This window comes from Paraburkholderia lycopersici, from assembly GCF_900096975.1.
GTDB lineage: Bacteria > Pseudomonadota > Gammaproteobacteria > Burkholderiales > Burkholderiaceae > Paraburkholderia > Paraburkholderia lycopersici.
The window spans coordinates 267,859-286,245 of sequence record NZ_FMYQ01000001.1 but is presented as its reverse complement, the minus strand read 5'-3'; the positions used below and the strand labels follow the sequence as shown (position 1 = coordinate 286,245).

Sequence of the window (18,387 nt, the reverse complement as noted above, 5' to 3'; positions counted from 1 at the left end):
CGAAGCAACAGGAAGCAACAGGAAGCCGATAGATATGGAACCCGAACTGAACCTGCCCGCCCCGTACATGCCGCATGAAGGCTTCGTCACTGCGTTCGGCGAGTGCCGCATGATCGCGATCGTGCGCGGCATCAAGCCCGCCGAGGCCGCCGAGCATGGCCGCGCGCTTTATGAGGCGGGTTTCCGGATCATCGAAGTGCCGCTCAATTCGCCGCAGCCGCTCGACAGCATCGCGGCGCTGCGCGAGGCGCTGCCCGAGGACGCGATGATCGGCGCGGGCACCGTGCTCACGCCCGGGCGCGTGCGCGACGTGAGGAACGCGGGCGGCGAGCTGATCGTGATGCCGCACGCCGACATCGACGTGATCGTCGCCGCGAAGCTGCAGGGACTCGCGTGCGTGCCCGGCGTCGCCACGCCGACCGAGGCGTTCGCGGCGCTCGAGCACGGCGCCGACGCCCTCAAGATGTTCCCTGCCGAGCAGCTAGGCCCGGCCGTGACGAAGGCATGGCGCGCCGTGATTCCGCCGGTGGTGCCGCTCCTGCCCGTGGGCGGCGTGAAGCCCGACAACATGGGGCCGCAACTGGCGGCGGGCGCAAGCGGCTTCGGCCTCGGTTCCGCGCTCTACAAGCCCGGTCAGGACGCGACCGCCACGCGCGCGAACGCGCTCGCCTTCATCGAAGGCTGGAAAGCCACGGCCGGAGCGCAAAAGTGAACCGTCTGACGGGCAAGGTCGCCCTCGTGACCGGCGCCGGACGCGGCATCGGCGCGGCGATCGCGCGGGCGTTCGCCGCCGAGGGCGCGGCCGTCGTGCTCGCCGAGCTCGACGGTGCGGCCGCCGAGGCCACGGCGCGCGAGATTGCGAACGGCGTGCGCGGCGCGCAAACGCTCGCCGTGCAAACCGACGTGACTCAGCCCGCCTCGGTGCGCGCGGCCGTGGAAGCGGCGCAACGCGCGTTCGGGCCCGTCGGCGTGCTCGTGAACAACGCCGGCATCAACGTGTTTGCGGACCCGCTCACGATGACCGACGACGACTGGCGCCGCTGCTTCGCCGTCGACCTGGACGGCGTGTGGAACGGCTGCCGCGCCGTGCTGCCGGACATGGTCCAGCGACGCGCGGGCAGCATCATCAACATCGCTTCGACGCACGCGTTCCAGATCATTCCGGGCTGCTTCCCGTATCCGGTGGCGAAACACGGCGTGATCGGGCTCACGCGCGCGCTCGGCATCGAGTACGCGCCGAACAACGTGCGCGTGAACGCCATCGCGCCTGGCTATATCGAAACGCAGCTCACCCACGACTGGTGGAACGCGCAGCCCGACCCGCAAGCCGCGCGCAAGGCCACGCTCGACTTGCCGCCGATGAAGCGCATCGGGCGCCCCGAGGAAGTCGCGATGACGGCGGTGTTCCTCGCCTCGGACGAGGCGCCGTTCATCAACGCGAGCTGCATCACGATCGACGGAGGCCGCACGGCGCTGCATCACGAATGAGGTGGTGACGAGACTACGCAGGAATCCGCCGAAGCGCTGGCCGCGCGTTTTCGACGGGCAAAAGAAGAGGCGGCCGACACACTTCCCGTGACTGAAGAAGACAGGAGACTGACCAAAATGCAACGACGCATCTTTATGACGCTGTTGGCCGCCGCCACCACCGCCGTGCTGTGCCACGCGCCGGTGACGCAAGCCGCCGACCAGGTGAAGATCGGCTTCCTTGTGAAGCAGCCCGAAGAGCCGTGGTTCCAGGACGAATGGAAGTTCGCGGAAATGGCCGCGAAGGAAAAGGGCTTCACGCTCGTGAAGATCGGCGCGCCCTCGGGCGAGAAGGTGATGAGCGCGATCGACAACCTCGCGGCGCAAAAGGCGCAGGGCTTCATCATCTGCACGCCCGACGTGAAGCTCGGACCGGGCATCGTTGCGAAGGCCAAGGCCGACAACCTCAAGATGATGACGGTGGACGACCGCCTCGTCGACGGCGCGGGCAAGCCGATCGAGGCGGTGCCGCACATGGGCATCTCGGCGTACAACATCGGCAAGCAGGTCGGCGACGGCATTGCCGCCGAGATCAAGAAGCGCGGCTGGGACATGAAGGACGTCGGCGCGATCGACGTGACCTACGAGCAGCTACCGACGGCGCATGACCGCACGAGCGGCGCGACCGACGCGCTCGTGGCCGCGGGCTTCCCGAAAGCGAACGTCATCGCCGCGCCGCAGGCGAAGACCGACACGGAAAACGCCTTCAACGCCGCCAATATCGCGCTCACGAAGAACCCGCAGTTCAAGCACTGGGTGGCTTACGGCCTGAACGACGAAGCCGTGCTCGGCGCCGTGCGCGCAGCGGAAGGCCGCGGCTTCAAGGCGGACAACATGATCGGCATCGGCATCGGCGGCTCGGACTCGGCGCTGAACGAATTCAAGAAGCCGCAGCCGACCGGCTTCTACGGCACCGTCATCATCAGCCCGAAGCGTCACGGCGAAGAAACCTCGGAACTGATGTACACGTGGATCACGCAAGGCAAGGAGCCGCCGAAGCTCACGCTCACGACGGGCATGCTGGCCACGCGCGACAACGTGGAGAACGTGCGTCAGCAGATGGGTCTCGCTTCGAAGTAAGCGCTGGATAGAGGTGGTTTGAGGTGTTTCCCGCCGCGGGCGGCAACAAGGCCGAAGGTGTCGACGGCCGCTCGCGGCGTATCGAACGAGAGGAAACCGAAGTGTCAGCGACACTGCGTTTTGACAATATCGGCAAGGTGTTCCCAGGCGTGCGCGCGCTCGACGGCGTGTCGTTCGACGTGCATGCGGGCGAGGTGCATGGCCTGATGGGCGAGAACGGAGCGGGCAAGTCCACGCTCCTGAAGATACTCGGCGGCGAGTATCAGCCCGACTCGGGCCGCATCCTGGTGGACGGCGACGAGGTGCACTTCTCCGATGCGGCGGCTTCGATCGGCGCGGGCATCGCGGTCATTCATCAGGAACTGCAATACGTGCCCGATCTCACCGTGGCCGAAAACCTGCTGCTCGGCGCGCTGCCCAATACGTTCGGCTGGGTGAAGCGCGGCGAAGCGCGCAAGTTCGTGCGCGAGCGCCTTGCCGCCATGGGCGTGGATCTCGATCCCGCCGCGAAGCTGCGCAAGCTCTCCATCGCACAGCGCCAGATGGTGGAAATCTGCAAGGCGCTCCTGCGCAACGCGCGCGTGATTGCGCTCGACGAGCCCACCAGCTCGCTTTCGCACCGCGAGACCGAGGTGCTGTTCAAGCTCGTGCGCGAACTGCGCGCCGACAATCGCGCGCTCATCTATATCTCGCACCGCATGGACGAGATCTACGAGCTCTGCAACGCCTGCACGATCTTTCGCGACGGCCGCAAGGTCGCCTCGCACGAGAAGCTCGAAACGGTGAAGCGTGAAACGCTCGTGGCCGAAATGGTGGGCCGCGAGATCAGCGACATCTACAACTATTCGCCGCGCGAGCACGGCGGCGTGCGCTTCGCGGCGCGCGGCGTCGAGGGGCATCCGCTCAACGAAGCGGCCAGCTTCGAGGTGAAGGCGGGCGAGATCGTCGGCTTCTTCGGGCTCGTGGGCGCGGGGCGCAGCGAGCTCATGCAACTCGTCTACGGCACGCACAAGCGGCGCGCGGGCGAGATCGAGCTGGACGGCAAGACGATCCGCGTGAAGAGCGCGAGCGACGCGATTCGCCATGGCATCGTGCTGTGCCCCGAGGACCGCAAGGAACAGGGCATCATCGCGATGGCAACGGTCTCGGAAAACATCAACATCAGTTGCCGGCGGCACTTCCTGCGCGCGGGCATGTTCCTCGACCGCAGGAAGGAAGCCGAAACGGCCGATCGCTTCATCAAGCTCCTGAAGATCAAGACGCCGAGCCGGCGCCAGAAAATCCGCTTCCTCTCGGGCGGCAATCAGCAGAAAGCGATTCTTTCGCGCTGGCTTGCGGAGCCCGACCTGAAGGTCGTGATTCTCGACGAGCCGACGCGCGGCATCGACGTCGGGGCGAAGCACGAAATCTACAACGTGATCTACCAGCTCGCCGCGCGCGGCTGTGCGATCGTGATGGTGTCGTCGGAATTGCCGGAAGTGCTCGGCGTGTCGGATCGCATCGTGGTGATGCGCGAAGGGCGTATTTCGGGCGAGTTGCCGCGCAGCGCGGCGAGCGAACACGCGGTGCTCGACCTCGCGCTGCCGCAGGGCGCGCAAGCCAGGGCCGCATGAGTGGACGGGGAGGAGTGACTGAAATGCAAGCAAGAGAAAACCTGGCGGCGGAAGCCGCCAACAGCGCGGCGAAGAGCGTCGCCGACGCCCTGATTCCGAGTCCCACCGACAAGCAGAAGTGGTGGCAACAGATCACCGAGTACAGCCTGATCGTGATCTTCGCGGTCATGTTCATCGTGATGTCGCTCACCGTCGACCACTTCTTCTCGATCGAGAACATGCTCGGCCTCGCGCTGTCGGTTTCGCAGATCGGCATGGTGGCCTGCACGATGATGTTCTGCCTCGCCTCGCGCGACTTCGATCTCTCGGTGGGCTCGACGGTCGCGTTCGCGGGCGTGCTCTGCGCGATGGTGCTCAACGCCACGAACAACACGTTCGTCGCCATCGTCGCGGCCGTGGCGGCGGGCGCCGTCATCGGTTTCGTGAACGGCGCGGTGATCGCCTATCTGCGCATCAACGCGCTGATTACCACGCTCGCCACGATGGAGATCGTGCGCGGCCTCGGCTTCATCGTTTCGCATGGGCAGGCCGTGGGCGTGTCGTCGGATACGTTCATCGCCATGGGCACGGCCTCGTTCTTCGGCGTGCAGCTGCCGATCTGGGTCACGCTCGTGTGCTTCATCGTGTTCGGCGTGATGCTCAACCAGACGGTGTACGGGCGCAACACGCTCGCCATCGGCGGCAATCCGGAGGCGTCGCGCCTCGCCGGCATCAAGGTCGAGCGCACGCGCGTGTGGATCTTCCTGATCCAGGGCGCGGTCACGGCGCTCGCGGGCGTGATTCTCGCCTCGCGCATCACGTCGGGCCAGCCGAACGCGGCCGAAGGCTTCGAGCTGAACGTGATTTCGGCGTGCGTGCTGGGCGGCGTCTCGCTGCTGGGCGGCCGCGCGACGATCTCGGGCGTGGTGATCGGCGTGCTCATCATGGGCACGGTCGAGAACGTCATGAACCTGCTCAACATCGACGCGTTCTACCAATATCTCGTGCGCGGCGCGATCCTGCTCGCGGCTGTGCTGCTCGACCAGTTGAAGAATCGCGGCGCGCGCGATTGAGAACGAAACCGGACGTTTCTTCAGGAGCCCAATACGATGTCGTCTCCCGCTAATGCCGTCGCGCGCCACGCGCACGAAAACTACGCGCGCTATCCGAGCCTTGTCGACTGCGTGGTGCTGATCACCGGCGGCGCGACCGGCATCGGCGCGTCGTTCGTCGAGCACTTCGCCGCGCAGGGCGCGCGCGTGGCGTTCTTCGACATCGACGCGAGCGCGGGCCAGGCGCTCGCCGACGAACTCGGCGATTCGCGCCACAAGCCGCTTTTCGCCGACGTCGATCTCACCGATATCGACGCCCTGCGCGCCGCCATCGCCGACGTGAAGGCGGCGCTCGGCCCGATCGAAGTGCTCGTGAACAACGCCGCGAACGACCGACGTCACACGCTGGCGGAAGTCACGCCGGCGTCGTTCGACGCGGGCATCGCCGTGAACGTGCGGCACCAGCTGTTCGCCGCTCAAGCCGTGGTCGAGGACATGAAGAAGGCCCGCGCGGGCTCGATCATCAACCTCGGCTCGATCAGCTGGATGCTCAAGAACGCGGACTATCCGGTGTACGTAATGAGCAAGTCGGCCGTGCAGGGCTTGACGCGCGGGCTCGCGAAAGACCTCGGGCCATACGGTATCCGCGTGAATTCGCTCGTGCCGGGCTGGGTGATGACCGACAAGCAGCGCCGCCTCTGGCTCACCGACGAAGGACGCGAAAGCATCAAGCGCGGCCAGTGCATCGACGCAGAGCTGCTGCCCGAGGATCTCGCGCGCATGGCGCTCTTTCTCGCGGCCGACGACAGCCGCATGATCACTTCGCAGGACATCGTCGTGGACGGAGGCTGGGCATGAGCGCGAACGAAGGCGCTTCGAACGAAGCCGTGGCCGAGCTGCTCGTGCACTCGAAATGCGCGCTGGGCGAAGGCGCAACGTGGTGCGCGCGCAGCGGCCGGCTCTACTGGGTCGATATTTCGAACCAGCGCCTCGCGCGCTATGACGCGCGCGACGGCAAGCCCATGACCTGGGCGCTGCCCGAGCGCGTTGCGTGTTTCGCGCTGTGCGAGGACGAGCGCACGCTGCTGCTGGGCCTCGCCTCGCGGCTCGCATTCTTCGACCTGGAGACGGGCGCGATCGAAACGATCGTCGAAGTCGAGCAAGGCGTGCCGACACGACTGAACGACGGACGTTGCGACCGCCAGGGCCGGTTCGTGTTCGGCACGAAGTACGAGGCGACACCGAGGCAGGCGATCGGCGGCTTCTATCGGCTCAATCACGATCTCACGCTCGAACGCCTGCCGCTGCCCGCGCCCGCGATCTCGAACAGCATTGCGTTCAGCCCGGACGGATCGACGATGTATTACTGCGACTCGCCCACGCGCGAGATTCGCGCGTGCGACTACGGCGCGGACGGAACGATTGCAAACGAGCGCACGTTCGCGGCGCTCGCCGACGATACCGGCGTGCCGGACGGCTCGACCGTCGATGCCGAAGGCGGCCTCTGGAACGCCCAGTGGGGCGGCGAGCGCGTGGTGCGCTATGGCGCCGATGGCGTGGAAACCGAGCGCGTAAGAATTCCCACAGCGCAGCCAAGCTGCGTTACGCTCGGCGGTGCGCTGCTGGACACGCTTTATGTCACGAGCGCGCGCGAGGACATGGAGGAGGAGGCCTTGGCGCGCGAGCCGCATGCGGGCGGCGTGTTCTCGGTTCGAATCGGCCGCCGGGGCCTTGAAGAGCCGCGGTTTCAGGGGCGCCGGCGCGCTTGAATATGCAGGAGTCCGCTGTATTGACCGCTGTTCGAATGGCACCGGCGCAAATTCGTCCGACGGTTGACGCGGCGAGCCTTTGCGGTTGTCGCGCCATCTTCAGCAGGCAGCGCGCAGCCCAAACGGACGGACAGCCGTTGCAGTTCGGCAACAGATGCAGTCGATCGATAGTGTGCAGTCGGCTTTGCCAGTACCCATAGAAGGGCGAACACAAGAAGCGGCCGAAGGCCCATGCACGAGCTGGCGGACGAGCGAGCGCATGGCGTCGGCAGGCCACCGGTGAGCCGCCGTGCTTTGATCTTTGGGCGGCGGCAATCAAACATGCCTCTCGAGGAGCATCTTATGAGCGTCGCGAATTCCGCTGTGCGTCGACCCACCCGTTCCACCGTCTCTCCCGGCGTGGCGGCTTCGCTGCCGGGCGCCGCCGCTTCGTCCGCATCGCCGGGCTCCCCCGCTGCCGCGCGGCGCGCGCGGCTCGAAGCCGCCACGCATCCGGTGCTGCCGGGGCCGAGCACGTCGGCTGTTGCGATCGGCGCGGCGGGCACCGGCGACGTGGCCTGCGTGACGCTCGCGAACGCGTATCTGAGGCTCGACGTCGCGCCGCAACTTGGCGGCGGCATCACGCGCTTCGACTGGCGCAGCGAGGGCGCGCTCGAACCCGTGTTCCGACGTTGCGAGCGCGTGAGCGCACGCATGGACCCGAACGAACTCGCGTGCTACCCGTTGCTGCCGTACTCGAATCGCATCGGCGCGGGCCGTTTCCACTTCGCCGGACGCGATATCGAAGTGCCGCGTAACCGCGCGAGCGAACCGTTGCCGATTCACGGCGACGGCTGGCTCGCGCCGTGGAGCATCGAAAACGCCGATCGCGAAAACGTGCGCCTCGTATTCGACCACAGCGACGGCGATCCCTATTCGTACCGCGCGGCGCTCACTTATTCGCTGGACGGCGCGACGCTCGCGATCGCGCTCGAAGTGGAGAACACGGGCCGCGATGCGCTGCCGTTCGGACTGGGCGTGCACCCGTTCCTCGCGCGCGACGCGAGCACCGAGCTTTCCGCGCCCGCAAGCGGGCTATGGCTCTCGGGCGAGGACTGGCTGCCCGTGCGCCACGTGCCCGCGCCGCCCGCCTGGCAGTTCGGTGTGGCGTATCCGCTGCCCGAACAGCTCGTGAACCACGCATTCAGCGGCTGGAGCGGGCGCGCCGCCGTGGTGTGGGAGCGCCGCCGCCTCTCGCTCTCGATCTGCGCCAACACCGACTACTACGTGCTCTACACGCCGCCCGGCGCGGACTTCTTCTGCTTCGAGCCTGTCGATCATCCGATCAACGCGGTCAACCTGCGCGGCGGCGGCGACGCGAACGGCATGACCGTCCTCGCGCGCGGCGAGCGGCTCGTGCGGCGTTTCTCGTTCACCGTCGAGCGCATGGACATGCGCGCGGCGGCGAGCCCGCATCGCGCCGGAGCGCGCGGGCGGGCAGGCGCGCGCGGCGGCAAGGGCGCTCGCGCGCGGGCGTAGGGCGCGCCGGCGCTTCGCGCCGGTTTCATCCGCCGGCCGATTCCGGGGGCGCCGCCAGGCGGGGGGCGCACCTCGTGCTGCCGTAATCGCGGCCCGACTCGCGCGGCCCGACCTGCGCGGCCCGACCGTATCCCGCGACCGTATCCCGGGCCGGGTAAAATACGCGCCGTTTCCCACACCGGCTCACCGCGAGTCTCCACCATGACTTCCTTCACCCAGACCCTCGGCGCCGCCTGGCAGCGCACCGGCTCGCTGCTGTGCGTGGGCCTCGACCCCGAGCCGACGAAATTTCCCGCCGCGCTGGCTGGCCGCAGCGACGCGATTTTCGAGTTCTGCCGCGACATCGTCGACGCGACCGCGCCCTACGCATGCTCGTACAAGCCGCAGATCGCCTACTTCGCGGCCCAGCGCGCGGAAGACCAGCTCGAAGCGCTCATCGCGCACATCCACGAAAAGCACCCGGGCCTGCCCGTGATCCTCGACGCCAAGCGCGGCGACATCGGCAGCACCGCCGAACAGTACGCGCGCGAAGCGTTCGAACGCTTCAAGGCCGACGCGGTGACGGTCAATCCGTACATGGGCTTCGATTCTATCGAGCCGTGGCTCGCGCACGCGGGCAAGGGCGTGATCGTGCTGTGCCGCACGTCGAACCCCGGCGGTTCGGACCTGCAGTTCCTGACGGTCGACGGCAAGCCGCTCTACCAGATCGTGGCCTCGCTTGCGGCGCAAAAGTGGAATGCGAGCGGCGAACTCGGCCTCGTCGTGGGCGCGACGTTTCCGAACGAAATCGCCAGCGTCCGGGCGATCGTGGGCGACATGCCGCTGCTGATCCCGGGCATCGGTGCGCAGGGCGGCGACGTCGAAGCCACCGTGAAGGCGGGCCGCACCGCGAACGGCACGGGCATGCTCATCAACTCCTCGCGCGCGATCATCTACGCGAGCAAGGGCGAGGATTACGCGCAGGCGGCCGCAACGGCCGCCAGGGAAACGCGCGAGCGCATCAACCTCTATCGCTGACCGGGCGACGCGTCGTTCCGGCGGCCGGCGCTGCCGCCGCCTGTCGTCGTGGCGGCGCGGCTCAATCCTTTTTGGCGGCCGCCACCGAAGCCGGCTTGCGCAGCAGCTCGATGATCGAGCGATGCAGCGGATACTTTTGCGCGAGCGCCTCGACGTCGGCGATCTCGAACTCGCTGAACTCGAAGCCCGGCGCGACCGTGCAGCCCACCAGCGCATAGGTGGACGGATCGCAGCAGCGCGCCGCGAACCAGTGGCCAGCCGGCACCACGGCCTGGAACACCGTGCCCGGATGATCCAGCGCATGGCCTAGCTTGCGCGTGGACAGCACGCCGCGCTCGTCGATCGAATGGATCTCGATGGGCGAACCCGCGTAGAAGTGCCAGAGCTCGTCGGAGCGAATGCGGTGCCATGCCGAATAGGCGCCGTCGGCGAGCAGGAAATAGATGGCCGTCGAGGCCGCGCGCGTGCCCTCGGTATCCGCGGCGCCGTCGCGGCGCACCAGCTTGTCGGCGCGATAGGTCTCGCTGTAGTAGCCGCCTTCGGGGTGCGGTTCGAGCCCGAATCGGCGGATCAGCTCTTCGACTGCGGTGTTCGCGGTTGCCATGGCGTGCGCCTCCGTACTGGTTTCGGCCGGTCCCGTCCGGCGCTCGAACGGGGCGAGGGCCAGTTTTAGCGTTCCTGTTCGTCGATGAGCGCAAGCAACCCGCGCAGCGCGTGCGCGGCGGCCTGCACGCGGATCTGCTCGCGGTCGCCCTTGAAGACGAGCGTCTCGACGCTTGTATGCAGCCGGTTGCTCCAGCCGAACGACACCATGCCGACCGGTTTCTCCGGCGTGCCGCCGCCCGGACCGGCAACGCCGGTGATGGCCAGCGAAACTTGTGCCCGGCTGTTGCGCAGCGCGCCTTCGGCCATCGCGCGCGCGACGGGCTCGCTCACCGCGCCATGCTTTTCGATGAGCTCGGGCGGCACGCCGATCATCTCGGACTTCGCCTGATTCGAATACGTGACGAAGCCGCGCTCGAACCAGCCGCTGCTGCCCGAAATGTCGGTGATGGCGGTGGCGACCATGCCGCCGGTGCAGGACTCGGCGGTGGCGAGCATGAGCCGCCCGTCGCGCAGCTTGTTGCCGACGCGGATGGCGAGTTGGTGGACGACGGAATCGGTAGGCATTGCGGACAATCCGTTGAAGTGGCGAACTGGCGGCCAGTTGAGGTTAAACCGACATGCGCCAGAGTGCGATGACGAGCAGCGTGAAAAACGCGGCGACCATGTCGTCGAGCATGATGCCGAGGCCGCTTTTGAAGCGCCGGTCGAAATAGCGGATGGGCGGCGGCTTCACCATGTCGAAGAACCGGAAAATGACGAAGGCCCACAGCCGGCCTTCGAAATCGACGGGCGTGATCATGAGCAGCACGAGCCAGAACGCGACGATCTCGTCCCAGACGATGGCCGACGGGTCTTCCACGCGCAGCTTTCTCGCCGTGAACCCGGTGATACCGATACCGGCAAAAAAGCCCACGACGATGAGCAGCCCCCACTCGGTCACGGTGAGGTGGCGGTTGAGGACTTCGAACGCGGCCCACGCGAACAGCGTGCCGGCCGTGCCGGGCGCGAGACGCGAGAGGCCCGAGCCGAAGCCGAGCGAAACGACGTGCAGCGGGTGCGTGAGCATGAACGGCGCGTCGGCGCGGCGCGGGCCGCCCGGCGCGGCCGGACCGGGCGCCGGGCTTGCCGGGTGCCCGGCCGGCGCGAGATTGTCGGCGGGCGAGGGCGTGCGGTCAGTCTGCATGGAAGTGATCGAAACCTTGCAACGTCAGGGTGAGCGGCGTGCCCGCGGCGTCGCGCCAGGCGATCTCGGGGGCCGCTCGCGGCGAAGTGAGGGAATTCATTGTACCGATGCGCGTGACGCGCGCGCCGGCCTGTTGCGCCGCCGCCTCGACCGCCTGGCGTCGAGCCGGCGCCGCGGTGAAGCACAGCTCGTAGTCGTCGCCGCCGGCGAGCGCGCATTGCAGTTGCACGTCGCGCGGCAGGCGCGCGAGCGCGGGCGAGCGCGGCAGCGCGTCCACGTCGATCGTCGCTGCGAGGTTCGAGCGCTGCAGAATGTGGCGCAAGTCGCCGGCAAGGCCGTCCGAGACGTCGAGCGCCGCGTGCGCGACGCCGCGCAGCGCGAGCCCGAGCGCCACGCGCGGCTCCGGGTATTCGAGCGCGCGGCGCAAGTGCGCGGCGTCCTCCCCGCTCATCTGCGTCATCTGCCTGATCGGCCAGTCGCCGCGCATCATGCCGAGGCCCGCGCGCGCATCGCCGGGCGTGCCAGAGATCCAGATGTCGTCGCCGGCCTGCGCGGCGTCGCGCCGAAGTGCCGCGCCTGGAGGTACCGAACCGAATATCGTCAGGCACAGGTTGAGGGGGCCGGCGGTCGTGTCGCCGCCGATCAGCTCGCAGCCGAAGCGGTCGGCCAGCTCGAAGAGGCCCGCGCTGAAGGCGGCGAGCCAGTCCTCTTCGGGCCTGGGAAGCGCGAACGCAAGCGTGAAGCCCAGCGGCTGGGCGCCCATCGCGGCGAGGTCCGACAGATTGACGGCGAGCGCCTTGTGGCCGAGCGCATGCGGATCGATATCGGGGAAAAAGTGGCGGCCTTCCACCAGCATGTCCGTGGAAACGGCCAGCATTTCGCCGGCGGCGGGCGCGATGAGCGCGCAGTCGTCGCCGATGCCGAGCGCGGCGCGGCGCGTGTTCGCGCGCGCGCGCCGTGCGAAATATCGGTCGATCAGGGAGAACTCGGAAAGCATGACGTAAGGTCTATGACGATTGGCGTAGCCGATGCGGCGAAGAGCGCGCAGGCGCGGCATTCCCCTCGTTGCGGTCGCGGCAGCCGCGTCCGCATTGCGAGGAGTGCCGTCGACGATTGGCGCTACAATGCCTTCGAATCAGCGTTCGAGTTGTTATTCTAATCTGCACCAACGCCCCGCCTCTCATGACGAATCCCGCCACGACCAAGCTTCGCGAAGCCGCCCTCGATTATCACGAGTTCCCCACGCCGGGAAAGATCGCGATTGCGCCGACCAAGCAGATGATCAACCAGCGCGATCTCTCGCTCGCGTACTCGCCGGGCGTGGCGTTCGCATGCGAGGCGATCGTCGAGAATCCGCTCAACGCCGCGCGCTTCACGGCGCGCAGCAACCTCGTGGGCGTCGTGTCGAACGGCACGGCGGTACTTGGCCTCGGCAACATCGGGCCGCTCGCCTCGAAGCCCGTGATGGAAGGCAAGGCGGTGCTCTTCAAGAAGTTCGCGGGCATCGACGTGTTCGACATCGAGCTCAACGAAACGGACCCGCACAAGCTCGTCGAGGTGATCGCCGCGCTCGAGCCGACCTTCGGCGGCATCAATCTCGAAGACATCAAGGCGCCGGAGTGCTTCATTGTCGAGCGCGAAGCGCGCAAGCGCATGAAAATTCCGGTCTTCCACGACGACCAGCACGGCACGGCCATCGTGGTGGCGGCCGCGTTCACGAACGGTCTGAAGGTCGTGGGCAAGGACATCAAGGACGTGAAGCTCGTCGCCTCGGGCGCCGGCGCGGCCGCGCTCGCGTGTCTGGACCTGCTCGTCGATCTTGGGCTGCCGCTCGAAAACATCGTCGTGACCGACCTCGCGGGCGTGGTCTACAAGGGCCGCGTCGAGCTGATGGACCCGGTCAAGGAGCGTTTCGCGCGCGAAACCAACGCGCGTACGCTCGGCGAGGTGATCGAAGGCGCGGACATTTTCCTCGGCCTTTCCGCGGGCGGCGTGCTCAAGCAGGACATGGTCAGGCAAATGGCCGCGAAGCCGCTCATTCTCGCGCTCGCGAACCCCACGCCGGAAATCCTGCCGGAACTCGCGCTCGAAGTGCGTCCGGACGCCGTGCTCGCCACGGGCCGCACGGACTACCCGAACCAGGTGAACAACGTCCTCTGCTTCCCGTTTATTTTCCGCGGCGCGCTCGACGTGGGCGCGACCACCATCACGCGCGAGATGGAAATCGCGGCTGTGAACGCGATTGCGGAACTGGCGCGCCAGGAGCAGAGCGATGTCGTGGCCGCGGCCTACGGCATCCAGGATCTGCAATTCGGGGCTGAATACCTGATTCCGAAGCCCTTCGACCCGCGCCTGATCGTGAAGATCGCGCCGGCCGTGGCCCAGGCGGCCGTGGACTCGGGCGTCGCGACCCGTCCGATCGAGGACATGGACGCCTACGAGCAGCATCTCCAGCAGTTCGTCTATCACAGCGGCACGACCATGAAGCCGATCTTCCAGCTCGCGCGCGCCGTGGAGCCGGAGAAAAAGCGCATCGTGTTCGCCGAGGGCGAGGAGGAGCGCATCCTGCGCGCGGTGCAGATCGCGGTCGACGAAAAGCTCGCCAAGCCGATCCTGATCGGCCGTCCGGCGGTGATCGAGCAGCGCATCGCGCGCTATGGCCTGCGTCTCATCGCGGGCCAGGACTACTCGGTCGTCAATACGGACCACGATCCGCGCTACCGCGAATTCTGGCAGAGCTACGCCAAGCTGATGGCGCGCAAGGGCATCACGGCTCAGATGGCGAAGCTCGAAATGCGCCGCCGCACCACGCTGATCGGCTCGATGCTCGTGGAGAAGGGCGAGGCCGACGGCATGATCTGCGGTACCGTCAGCACGACGCACCGCCATCTGCACTTCATCGACCAGGTGATCGGCAAGAAGCCAGGCTGTAACGTCTACGCGGCGATGAACGCGCTTGTGCTGCCGAATCGCCAGATTTTCGTGGTCGACACGCACGTGAACGTCGACCCGACGCCCGAGCAGCTCGCCGAAATCACGATCATGGCCGCGGAGGAAGTGCGCCGCTTCGGTATCGAGCCGAAGATCGCGCTCTGTTCGCACTCGAACTTCGGTTCGAGCAACGCGCCTTCCGCGCAGAAAATGCGCGATTTGCTCGAGATTCTCAAGGAGCGCGCGCCGGACCTCGACGTGGACGGTGAAATGCACGGCGACGTGGCAATCGACGCGAACCTGCGCAAGGAAGTCTTGCCCGAGTCGACGCTCGAAGGCGAGGCGAATCTGCTCGTCATGCCGAACATCGACGCGGCAAATATTTCGTACAATCTGCTCAAGACTGCGGCCGGCAACAATATCGCTATCGGGCCGATCCTGCTGGGCGCGGCCAGGCCCGTGCACGTGCTGACGGCTTCTGCCACGGTGCGCCGCATCGTCAACATGACGGCGCTGCTCGTCGCCGATGTCAACGCGTCGCGTTGAGCGGACTCGTGCAGCGCGCCGCAATGCCGGTGTGACGTTCACCCGAAAAACGGCGCGCTCCCTGGCGAGCGCGCCGTTTTTCATTCAGGTCGGCCTTCGGTTCGGTTTTTAGGCGGCAAAACGGGGTTGTAAAATTTACCCGCTTGACCGTCATCCGAGGTTGAATCCAAATCGCCATCGCCTGGTGAGCGTTGCTTCCAGGCATCATTAGCGATACCCTTACACCTTTCATGGTCGTCGAACGCGTAACCCGAGAAGCGGGAACCAGTTGATGGCGCCTCGTCTAACCCATTGTTTCGGCGGCAGTTTGTCGGGCTTGCGGCGCGCCGCGGCGGTGGCGCTCGTCGCAATCGTCGCAATCGTCGCACTTGCGGCAGGCAGCGGGCAGGCGCGTACGAGCCTGCCGGAAGGGGCGGGTACTTCGGTCGGCAGCATTTCGGTCAACGAATTGCCGCGCGAGGCGGTCAACACGTTGAGCCTGATCGCGGCGGGCGGCCCGTTCCCTTACGAGAAGGACGGCGTCGTATTCGGTAATTTCGAGCGGATATTGCCGCCGCACCGGCGGGGCTACTATCACGAGTACACCGTGCCAACGCGAGGCGCGCACAACCGCGGCGCGAAACGCATCGTATGCGGCGGCCCACGCAAGCAGACCGACAATTGTTACTACTCCGACGACCACTACGCCAGTTTCAGGCGAATTATTGATTGACACCGGGATGAGCGGTATGAGCGATAACGTTTACGCGCACGACCCGCGGGTCGCGAGCGATCTGTTCGCGTCCGGGGAGGGCAACCTGTTCCAGCGCGTCATGCAGTTGAAGCAAGACAGCGAGGCGCGCCAGAGCGAGGCGGCGCTTTCATCGAACGAGGGGGCCATGAGCCTGTTTTCGACCGTGCGGCCGAATATTGTCCAGTCGATCCGGGCGTTTCGCGTTCAGGATCTCGCGGACGAAGCCCAGCGGCTGCAGCAGCATTTCCTCTACGCGTTTTGCGCGAATGCGCAAACCAGGCAGGAAGTGCTCGAAACTATTGCCACATCGTTTCTGTTTCCGAAGCATTTCGGCAAGAACTACGATGGTTTGTACGACTGTCTGACCGATCTCGTGCAGAAGGCCGGCGAGCAGCCGGGTTTCGTGATCGTGCTCGAGGGACTGCCGATCGCACAGAAGTTCGACAAGGACGGCCGCGAGACGCTGCTCGACGTGTTCCGCGAAGCGTCGGAATACTGGGCCGAACGCAAGGTGCCGTTCCGGGTTTTTTATTCGTTCGCCTGACGTTTGCCGGCACCGCGTCGCGCGTATGCGACAGAAAACCGCAAGCCCGCCTTCCGGCGGGCTTTGTCACTTTTACCCGCTGCTTCCGCTACGCTCACCAGCCACCCCAGCGCGCGGCGAGCGCCGCCAGCACGGCGATGCCCGCCGTTTCGGTGCGCAGCACACGCGGCCCAAGCCCCACGGCGATGAAGCCCTGGTCGAGCGCAGCGGCTTCTTCGGACGGCGAGAGCCCGCCTTCCGGCCCGATCAGCACGGTCACTTCTCCCGTGGGCGGCTCGGCCGGAAGTGTCGAGAACGGGACATTTGCGCGCGGCGAGAGCAGCAAGCGCAATTCGCCTTCGCCGGGGCGCCTGGGCAGGGAGCCGAGCCAGGCGACAATTTCGCGTGAGGGCGCGACTTCGGGCAGGCGGTTGCGCCCGCACTGTTCGCATGCGGCCTGCACGATGCGCTGCCAGTGCGCCTGGCGGCGCACGGCACGGTCGCCCGAGAGGCGCACGACGCTGCGCGACGTGGTGAGCGGCGCGAATTTCGTCGCGCCCAGCTCGACGGCCTTTTCGATCAGCCAGTCCATCTTGTCGCTGCCCGCAATACCTTGCGCCAGGGTGAGCCGGTAAGGCGGTTCGGCCTCGGTGTCGCGGTGCTGGCCTACGCGCACCCGCGTGTCGCGGCGCTCCATTTCGAGTATCTCGGCGCCGTATTCGCCGCCAAGGCCGTTGAACAGCGCGATGCTGTCGCCGCGCTGCAGGCGCAGCACCTGGATATGGCGCGTGACCTCTTCGGGAAGGGTGACGACCTCGTCGGATTGCAGTGAACTGCCGACGAAAAAACGGGGCATGGGACTCTTTCTCATTGATTCAGGACAGGTGGCGCGCAAGCGCCCAGCGGTAACCGTCGAGGTCTTCGACCTGCGCGAAACGGTCTCCCCAGAACTGATCCTGCGGCTCGCTCAGCGATTTGGCGCCAGCTTCGATCGCCCGCGCATGAACCGCATCGACATCGTCGACGTACAGATAAAACGATTGCGGCGCGATGGTCTGGGCGCTTTTGGGCGTGCGCGCCGTCGAACCGAAAGCGCCCTCCGGCGCGAACATGACGATCAACTGATCGTGGTAGGTCATCTCCACGTGCATGAGCGCTCCGTCGTCCTCCACGCTATCGCGCACCGCGAAGCCGAAGGCCGCCTCGTAAAAGGCCAGCGCGGCGCGCGCATCGCGCACCGTCAGATACGGTGTCAGCCACGGCACGCCGGCGGGGCGGGGTGGGGTCATCGAGTCTCTCCAGATTCGCGGTTCGGATGAGGCGCCGGGGGCCGCTCGGGGCGTGGGCGCGAAGAAAGCATTCGGGTCCTGCCGTTGTTCGCGCACAGGACCCTTAAAGCTGCAGGAATTCGCCTAGTTTATCGCGGGCGGCGTATGGCGCTTTTAAGAGCGCCGCGTGCAACTGCGCGTCGTAATAGCGCAAACCTTCCAGTTCGCGTTCGGCCGCGCGCGCCTGCAGCGTGGCCGGATCGGCAGCGGCGGGGTCGAGCGCGTCGCTTGCGATCGCCATGAGCCAGAGCGAGCCGTAGAGCGGCACGTAGGCGGCAAGCGGCCGCACCACGACGAAGGCCTTGCGCAGCCCGGCGAGCAGCGCCCCGACGCGTTGCGGGTGATGAAACGGCGAGCCGAGGTGCAGCGTGACGAGCGCGTCGGCGCTCATCACGCGCTTGAGCGCGGCGTAGAACGCCGGCGTGTAGAGTCCGGCGGCCGGCGAATCCGGCGGGGTGAGGTCGAACACCACGAGGTCGAAACGCTCCTGCGCCGAGGCGACGAACGCCGCCGCGTCGCCGATCACGAGCTCCACTCGCGGGTCTTCGAAGGCGTCGCCGCGCACTTCGGGAAGATAGTTGCCCGTCAGGCGTACCACGTCGGGGTCCAGCTCCGCCACGACGATGCGTCCGATGTCCGGATGGCGCAGCAACTGGCGCGCCGCGCCGCCGTCGCCGCCGCCCAGCACGAGCGCCGCGCGTGGCGCAGGGTGCGTGAGCGCGGCCGGGTGCGTCATGCACTCGTGGTAGACGAACTCGTCGCCGGCGGCGGTCATCGGGCGGCCGTCCAGCGTGAAGAGGCAGCCGAGCTGCGGCGTATCCCACACCTCGATGCGCTGCCACGCCGTGTCGGCGGCGGCGAGGCGGCGTGCGCCCGGAAAGCCGTATAGCGCGTCGGGCGCGGGATGAAAAAGGAGCGAATCGGTCACGGAGGTCCTGATGCGTCCTGAGGCGCGGCCCGCGCGCCTGGGCGCACGAAAGCG

General features: G+C 66.9%; 19 protein-coding genes. 12 read left to right on the top strand and 7 right to left on the bottom strand.

From position 1 onward, the window contains the following. Positions 1-34: 34 nt before the first annotated feature. The 9 genes from BLU17_RS01185 to pyrF all read left to right on the top strand — a co-directional run bounded on the left by BLU17_RS01185 (position 35) and on the right by pyrF (position 9,555). Positions 35-712: a 2-dehydro-3-deoxy-6-phosphogalactonate aldolase gene (locus tag BLU17_RS01185; RefSeq protein ID WP_091993319.1), complete on the top strand. Its 678-nt coding sequence runs from the start codon at positions 35-37 to the stop codon at positions 710-712. Then, a complete protein-coding gene (locus BLU17_RS01180; protein ID WP_091993316.1) occupies positions 709-1,488 on the top strand; it encodes an SDR family oxidoreductase in 780 nt (259 codons plus the stop codon). Before BLU17_RS01185 ends, BLU17_RS01180 begins: the two co-directional genes overlap by 4 nt. A 117-nt stretch (positions 1,489-1,605) precedes the next feature. Next, positions 1,606-2,607, top strand: coding sequence for an arabinose ABC transporter substrate-binding protein (locus BLU17_RS01175; protein WP_091993313.1), 1,002 nt, complete (start codon positions 1,606-1,608; stop codon positions 2,605-2,607). Between the two features lie 101 nt (positions 2,608-2,708). Continuing rightward, positions 2,709-4,220 (top strand): L-arabinose ABC transporter ATP-binding protein AraG, encoded by a 1,512-nt coding sequence (gene araG / locus BLU17_RS01170; protein ID WP_091994163.1) that lies wholly within the window; start codon positions 2,709-2,711, stop codon positions 4,218-4,220. A 23-nt stretch (positions 4,221-4,243) separates the two neighbouring features. After that, positions 4,244-5,272 (top strand): L-arabinose ABC transporter permease AraH, encoded by a 1,029-nt coding sequence (gene araH / locus BLU17_RS01165; RefSeq protein WP_091993310.1) that lies wholly within the window; start codon positions 4,244-4,246, stop codon positions 5,270-5,272. Between the two features lie 36 nt (positions 5,273-5,308). After that, entirely contained in the window at positions 5,309-6,109 is an 801-nt protein-coding gene (locus BLU17_RS01160; protein WP_091993307.1) for an SDR family NAD(P)-dependent oxidoreductase, read from the top strand. Beyond that, positions 6,106-7,020: an SMP-30/gluconolactonase/LRE family protein gene (locus BLU17_RS01155; RefSeq protein WP_091993305.1), complete on the top strand. Its 915-nt coding sequence runs from the start codon at positions 6,106-6,108 to the stop codon at positions 7,018-7,020. The genes BLU17_RS01160 and BLU17_RS01155 overlap by 4 nt, the downstream gene beginning before the upstream one ends. Positions 7,021-7,362: 342 nt before the next feature. Then, a complete protein-coding gene (locus tag BLU17_RS01150) occupies positions 7,363-8,538 on the top strand; it encodes an aldose 1-epimerase (RefSeq protein ID WP_091993302.1) in 1,176 nt (391 codons plus the stop codon). 201 nt (positions 8,539-8,739) lie between these two features. Further along, positions 8,740-9,555 (top strand): orotidine-5'-phosphate decarboxylase, encoded by an 816-nt coding sequence (pyrF, locus tag BLU17_RS01145; RefSeq protein ID WP_091993299.1) that lies wholly within the window; start codon positions 8,740-8,742, stop codon positions 9,553-9,555. A 61-nt stretch (positions 9,556-9,616) separates the two neighbouring features. On the opposite strand, the gene BLU17_RS01140 is transcribed toward pyrF, so the two are convergent. The 4 genes from BLU17_RS01140 to thiL all read right to left on the bottom strand — a co-directional run bounded on the left by BLU17_RS01140 (position 9,617) and on the right by thiL (position 12,341). Continuing rightward, positions 9,617-10,159: a cupin domain-containing protein gene (locus BLU17_RS01140; protein WP_091993297.1), complete on the bottom strand. Its 543-nt coding sequence runs from the start codon at positions 10,157-10,159 to the stop codon at positions 9,617-9,619. 65 nt (positions 10,160-10,224) lie between these two features. After that, on the bottom strand, positions 10,225-10,725 hold the full coding sequence (locus BLU17_RS01135; protein WP_091993294.1) for a CinA family protein: 501 nt from the start codon (positions 10,723-10,725) through the stop codon (positions 10,225-10,227). Positions 10,726-10,768: 43 nt separating this feature from the next. Continuing rightward, the gene (locus tag BLU17_RS01130; protein WP_091993291.1) at positions 10,769-11,344 is read right to left on the bottom strand and encodes a phosphatidylglycerophosphatase A family protein; all 576 of its coding nucleotides are present in this window, start codon (positions 11,342-11,344) and stop codon (positions 10,769-10,771) included. Further along, positions 11,334-12,341, bottom strand: a complete 1,008-nt coding sequence (thiL, locus tag BLU17_RS01125) for a thiamine-phosphate kinase (protein WP_091994161.1) — start codon at positions 12,339-12,341, stop codon at positions 11,334-11,336. The genes BLU17_RS01130 and thiL overlap by 11 nt, the downstream gene beginning before the upstream one ends. A 185-nt stretch (positions 12,342-12,526) precedes the next feature. Between thiL and BLU17_RS01120 the strand changes: the two genes are divergently transcribed. From BLU17_RS01120 to BLU17_RS01110, 3 genes are all read left to right on the top strand, one after another. Further along, positions 12,527-14,821 (top strand): NADP-dependent malic enzyme, encoded by a 2,295-nt coding sequence (locus BLU17_RS01120; RefSeq protein WP_091993287.1) that lies wholly within the window; start codon positions 12,527-12,529, stop codon positions 14,819-14,821. Between the two features lie 316 nt (positions 14,822-15,137). Then, positions 15,138-15,533: a ribonuclease gene (locus BLU17_RS01115; RefSeq protein ID WP_245746680.1), complete on the top strand. Its 396-nt coding sequence runs from the start codon at positions 15,138-15,140 to the stop codon at positions 15,531-15,533. A 7-nt stretch (positions 15,534-15,540) separates the two neighbouring features. After that, positions 15,541-16,098, top strand: coding sequence for a barstar family protein (locus BLU17_RS01110; RefSeq protein WP_091993283.1), 558 nt, complete (start codon positions 15,541-15,543; stop codon positions 16,096-16,098). A 94-nt stretch (positions 16,099-16,192) separates the two neighbouring features. On the opposite strand, the gene BLU17_RS01105 is transcribed toward BLU17_RS01110, so the two are convergent. The 3 genes from BLU17_RS01105 to speE all read right to left on the bottom strand — a co-directional run bounded on the left by BLU17_RS01105 (position 16,193) and on the right by speE (position 18,333). Further along, on the bottom strand, positions 16,193-16,933 hold the full coding sequence (locus BLU17_RS01105) for a 16S rRNA (uracil(1498)-N(3))-methyltransferase (protein ID WP_091993280.1): 741 nt from the start codon (positions 16,931-16,933) through the stop codon (positions 16,193-16,195). Positions 16,934-16,952: 19 nt separating this feature from the next. After that, positions 16,953-17,366 carry a VOC family protein gene (locus tag BLU17_RS01100; RefSeq protein ID WP_091993277.1) on the bottom strand — a complete coding sequence of 138 codons (414 nt, stop codon included), beginning with the start codon at positions 17,364-17,366 and terminating at the stop codon, positions 16,953-16,955. A gap of 103 nt (positions 17,367-17,469) precedes the next feature. Beyond that, complete coding sequence (gene speE / locus BLU17_RS01095) at positions 17,470-18,333, bottom strand: polyamine aminopropyltransferase (RefSeq protein ID WP_091993275.1); 864 nt, start codon at positions 18,331-18,333, stop codon at positions 17,470-17,472. Positions 18,334-18,387 lie beyond the last annotated feature (54 nt).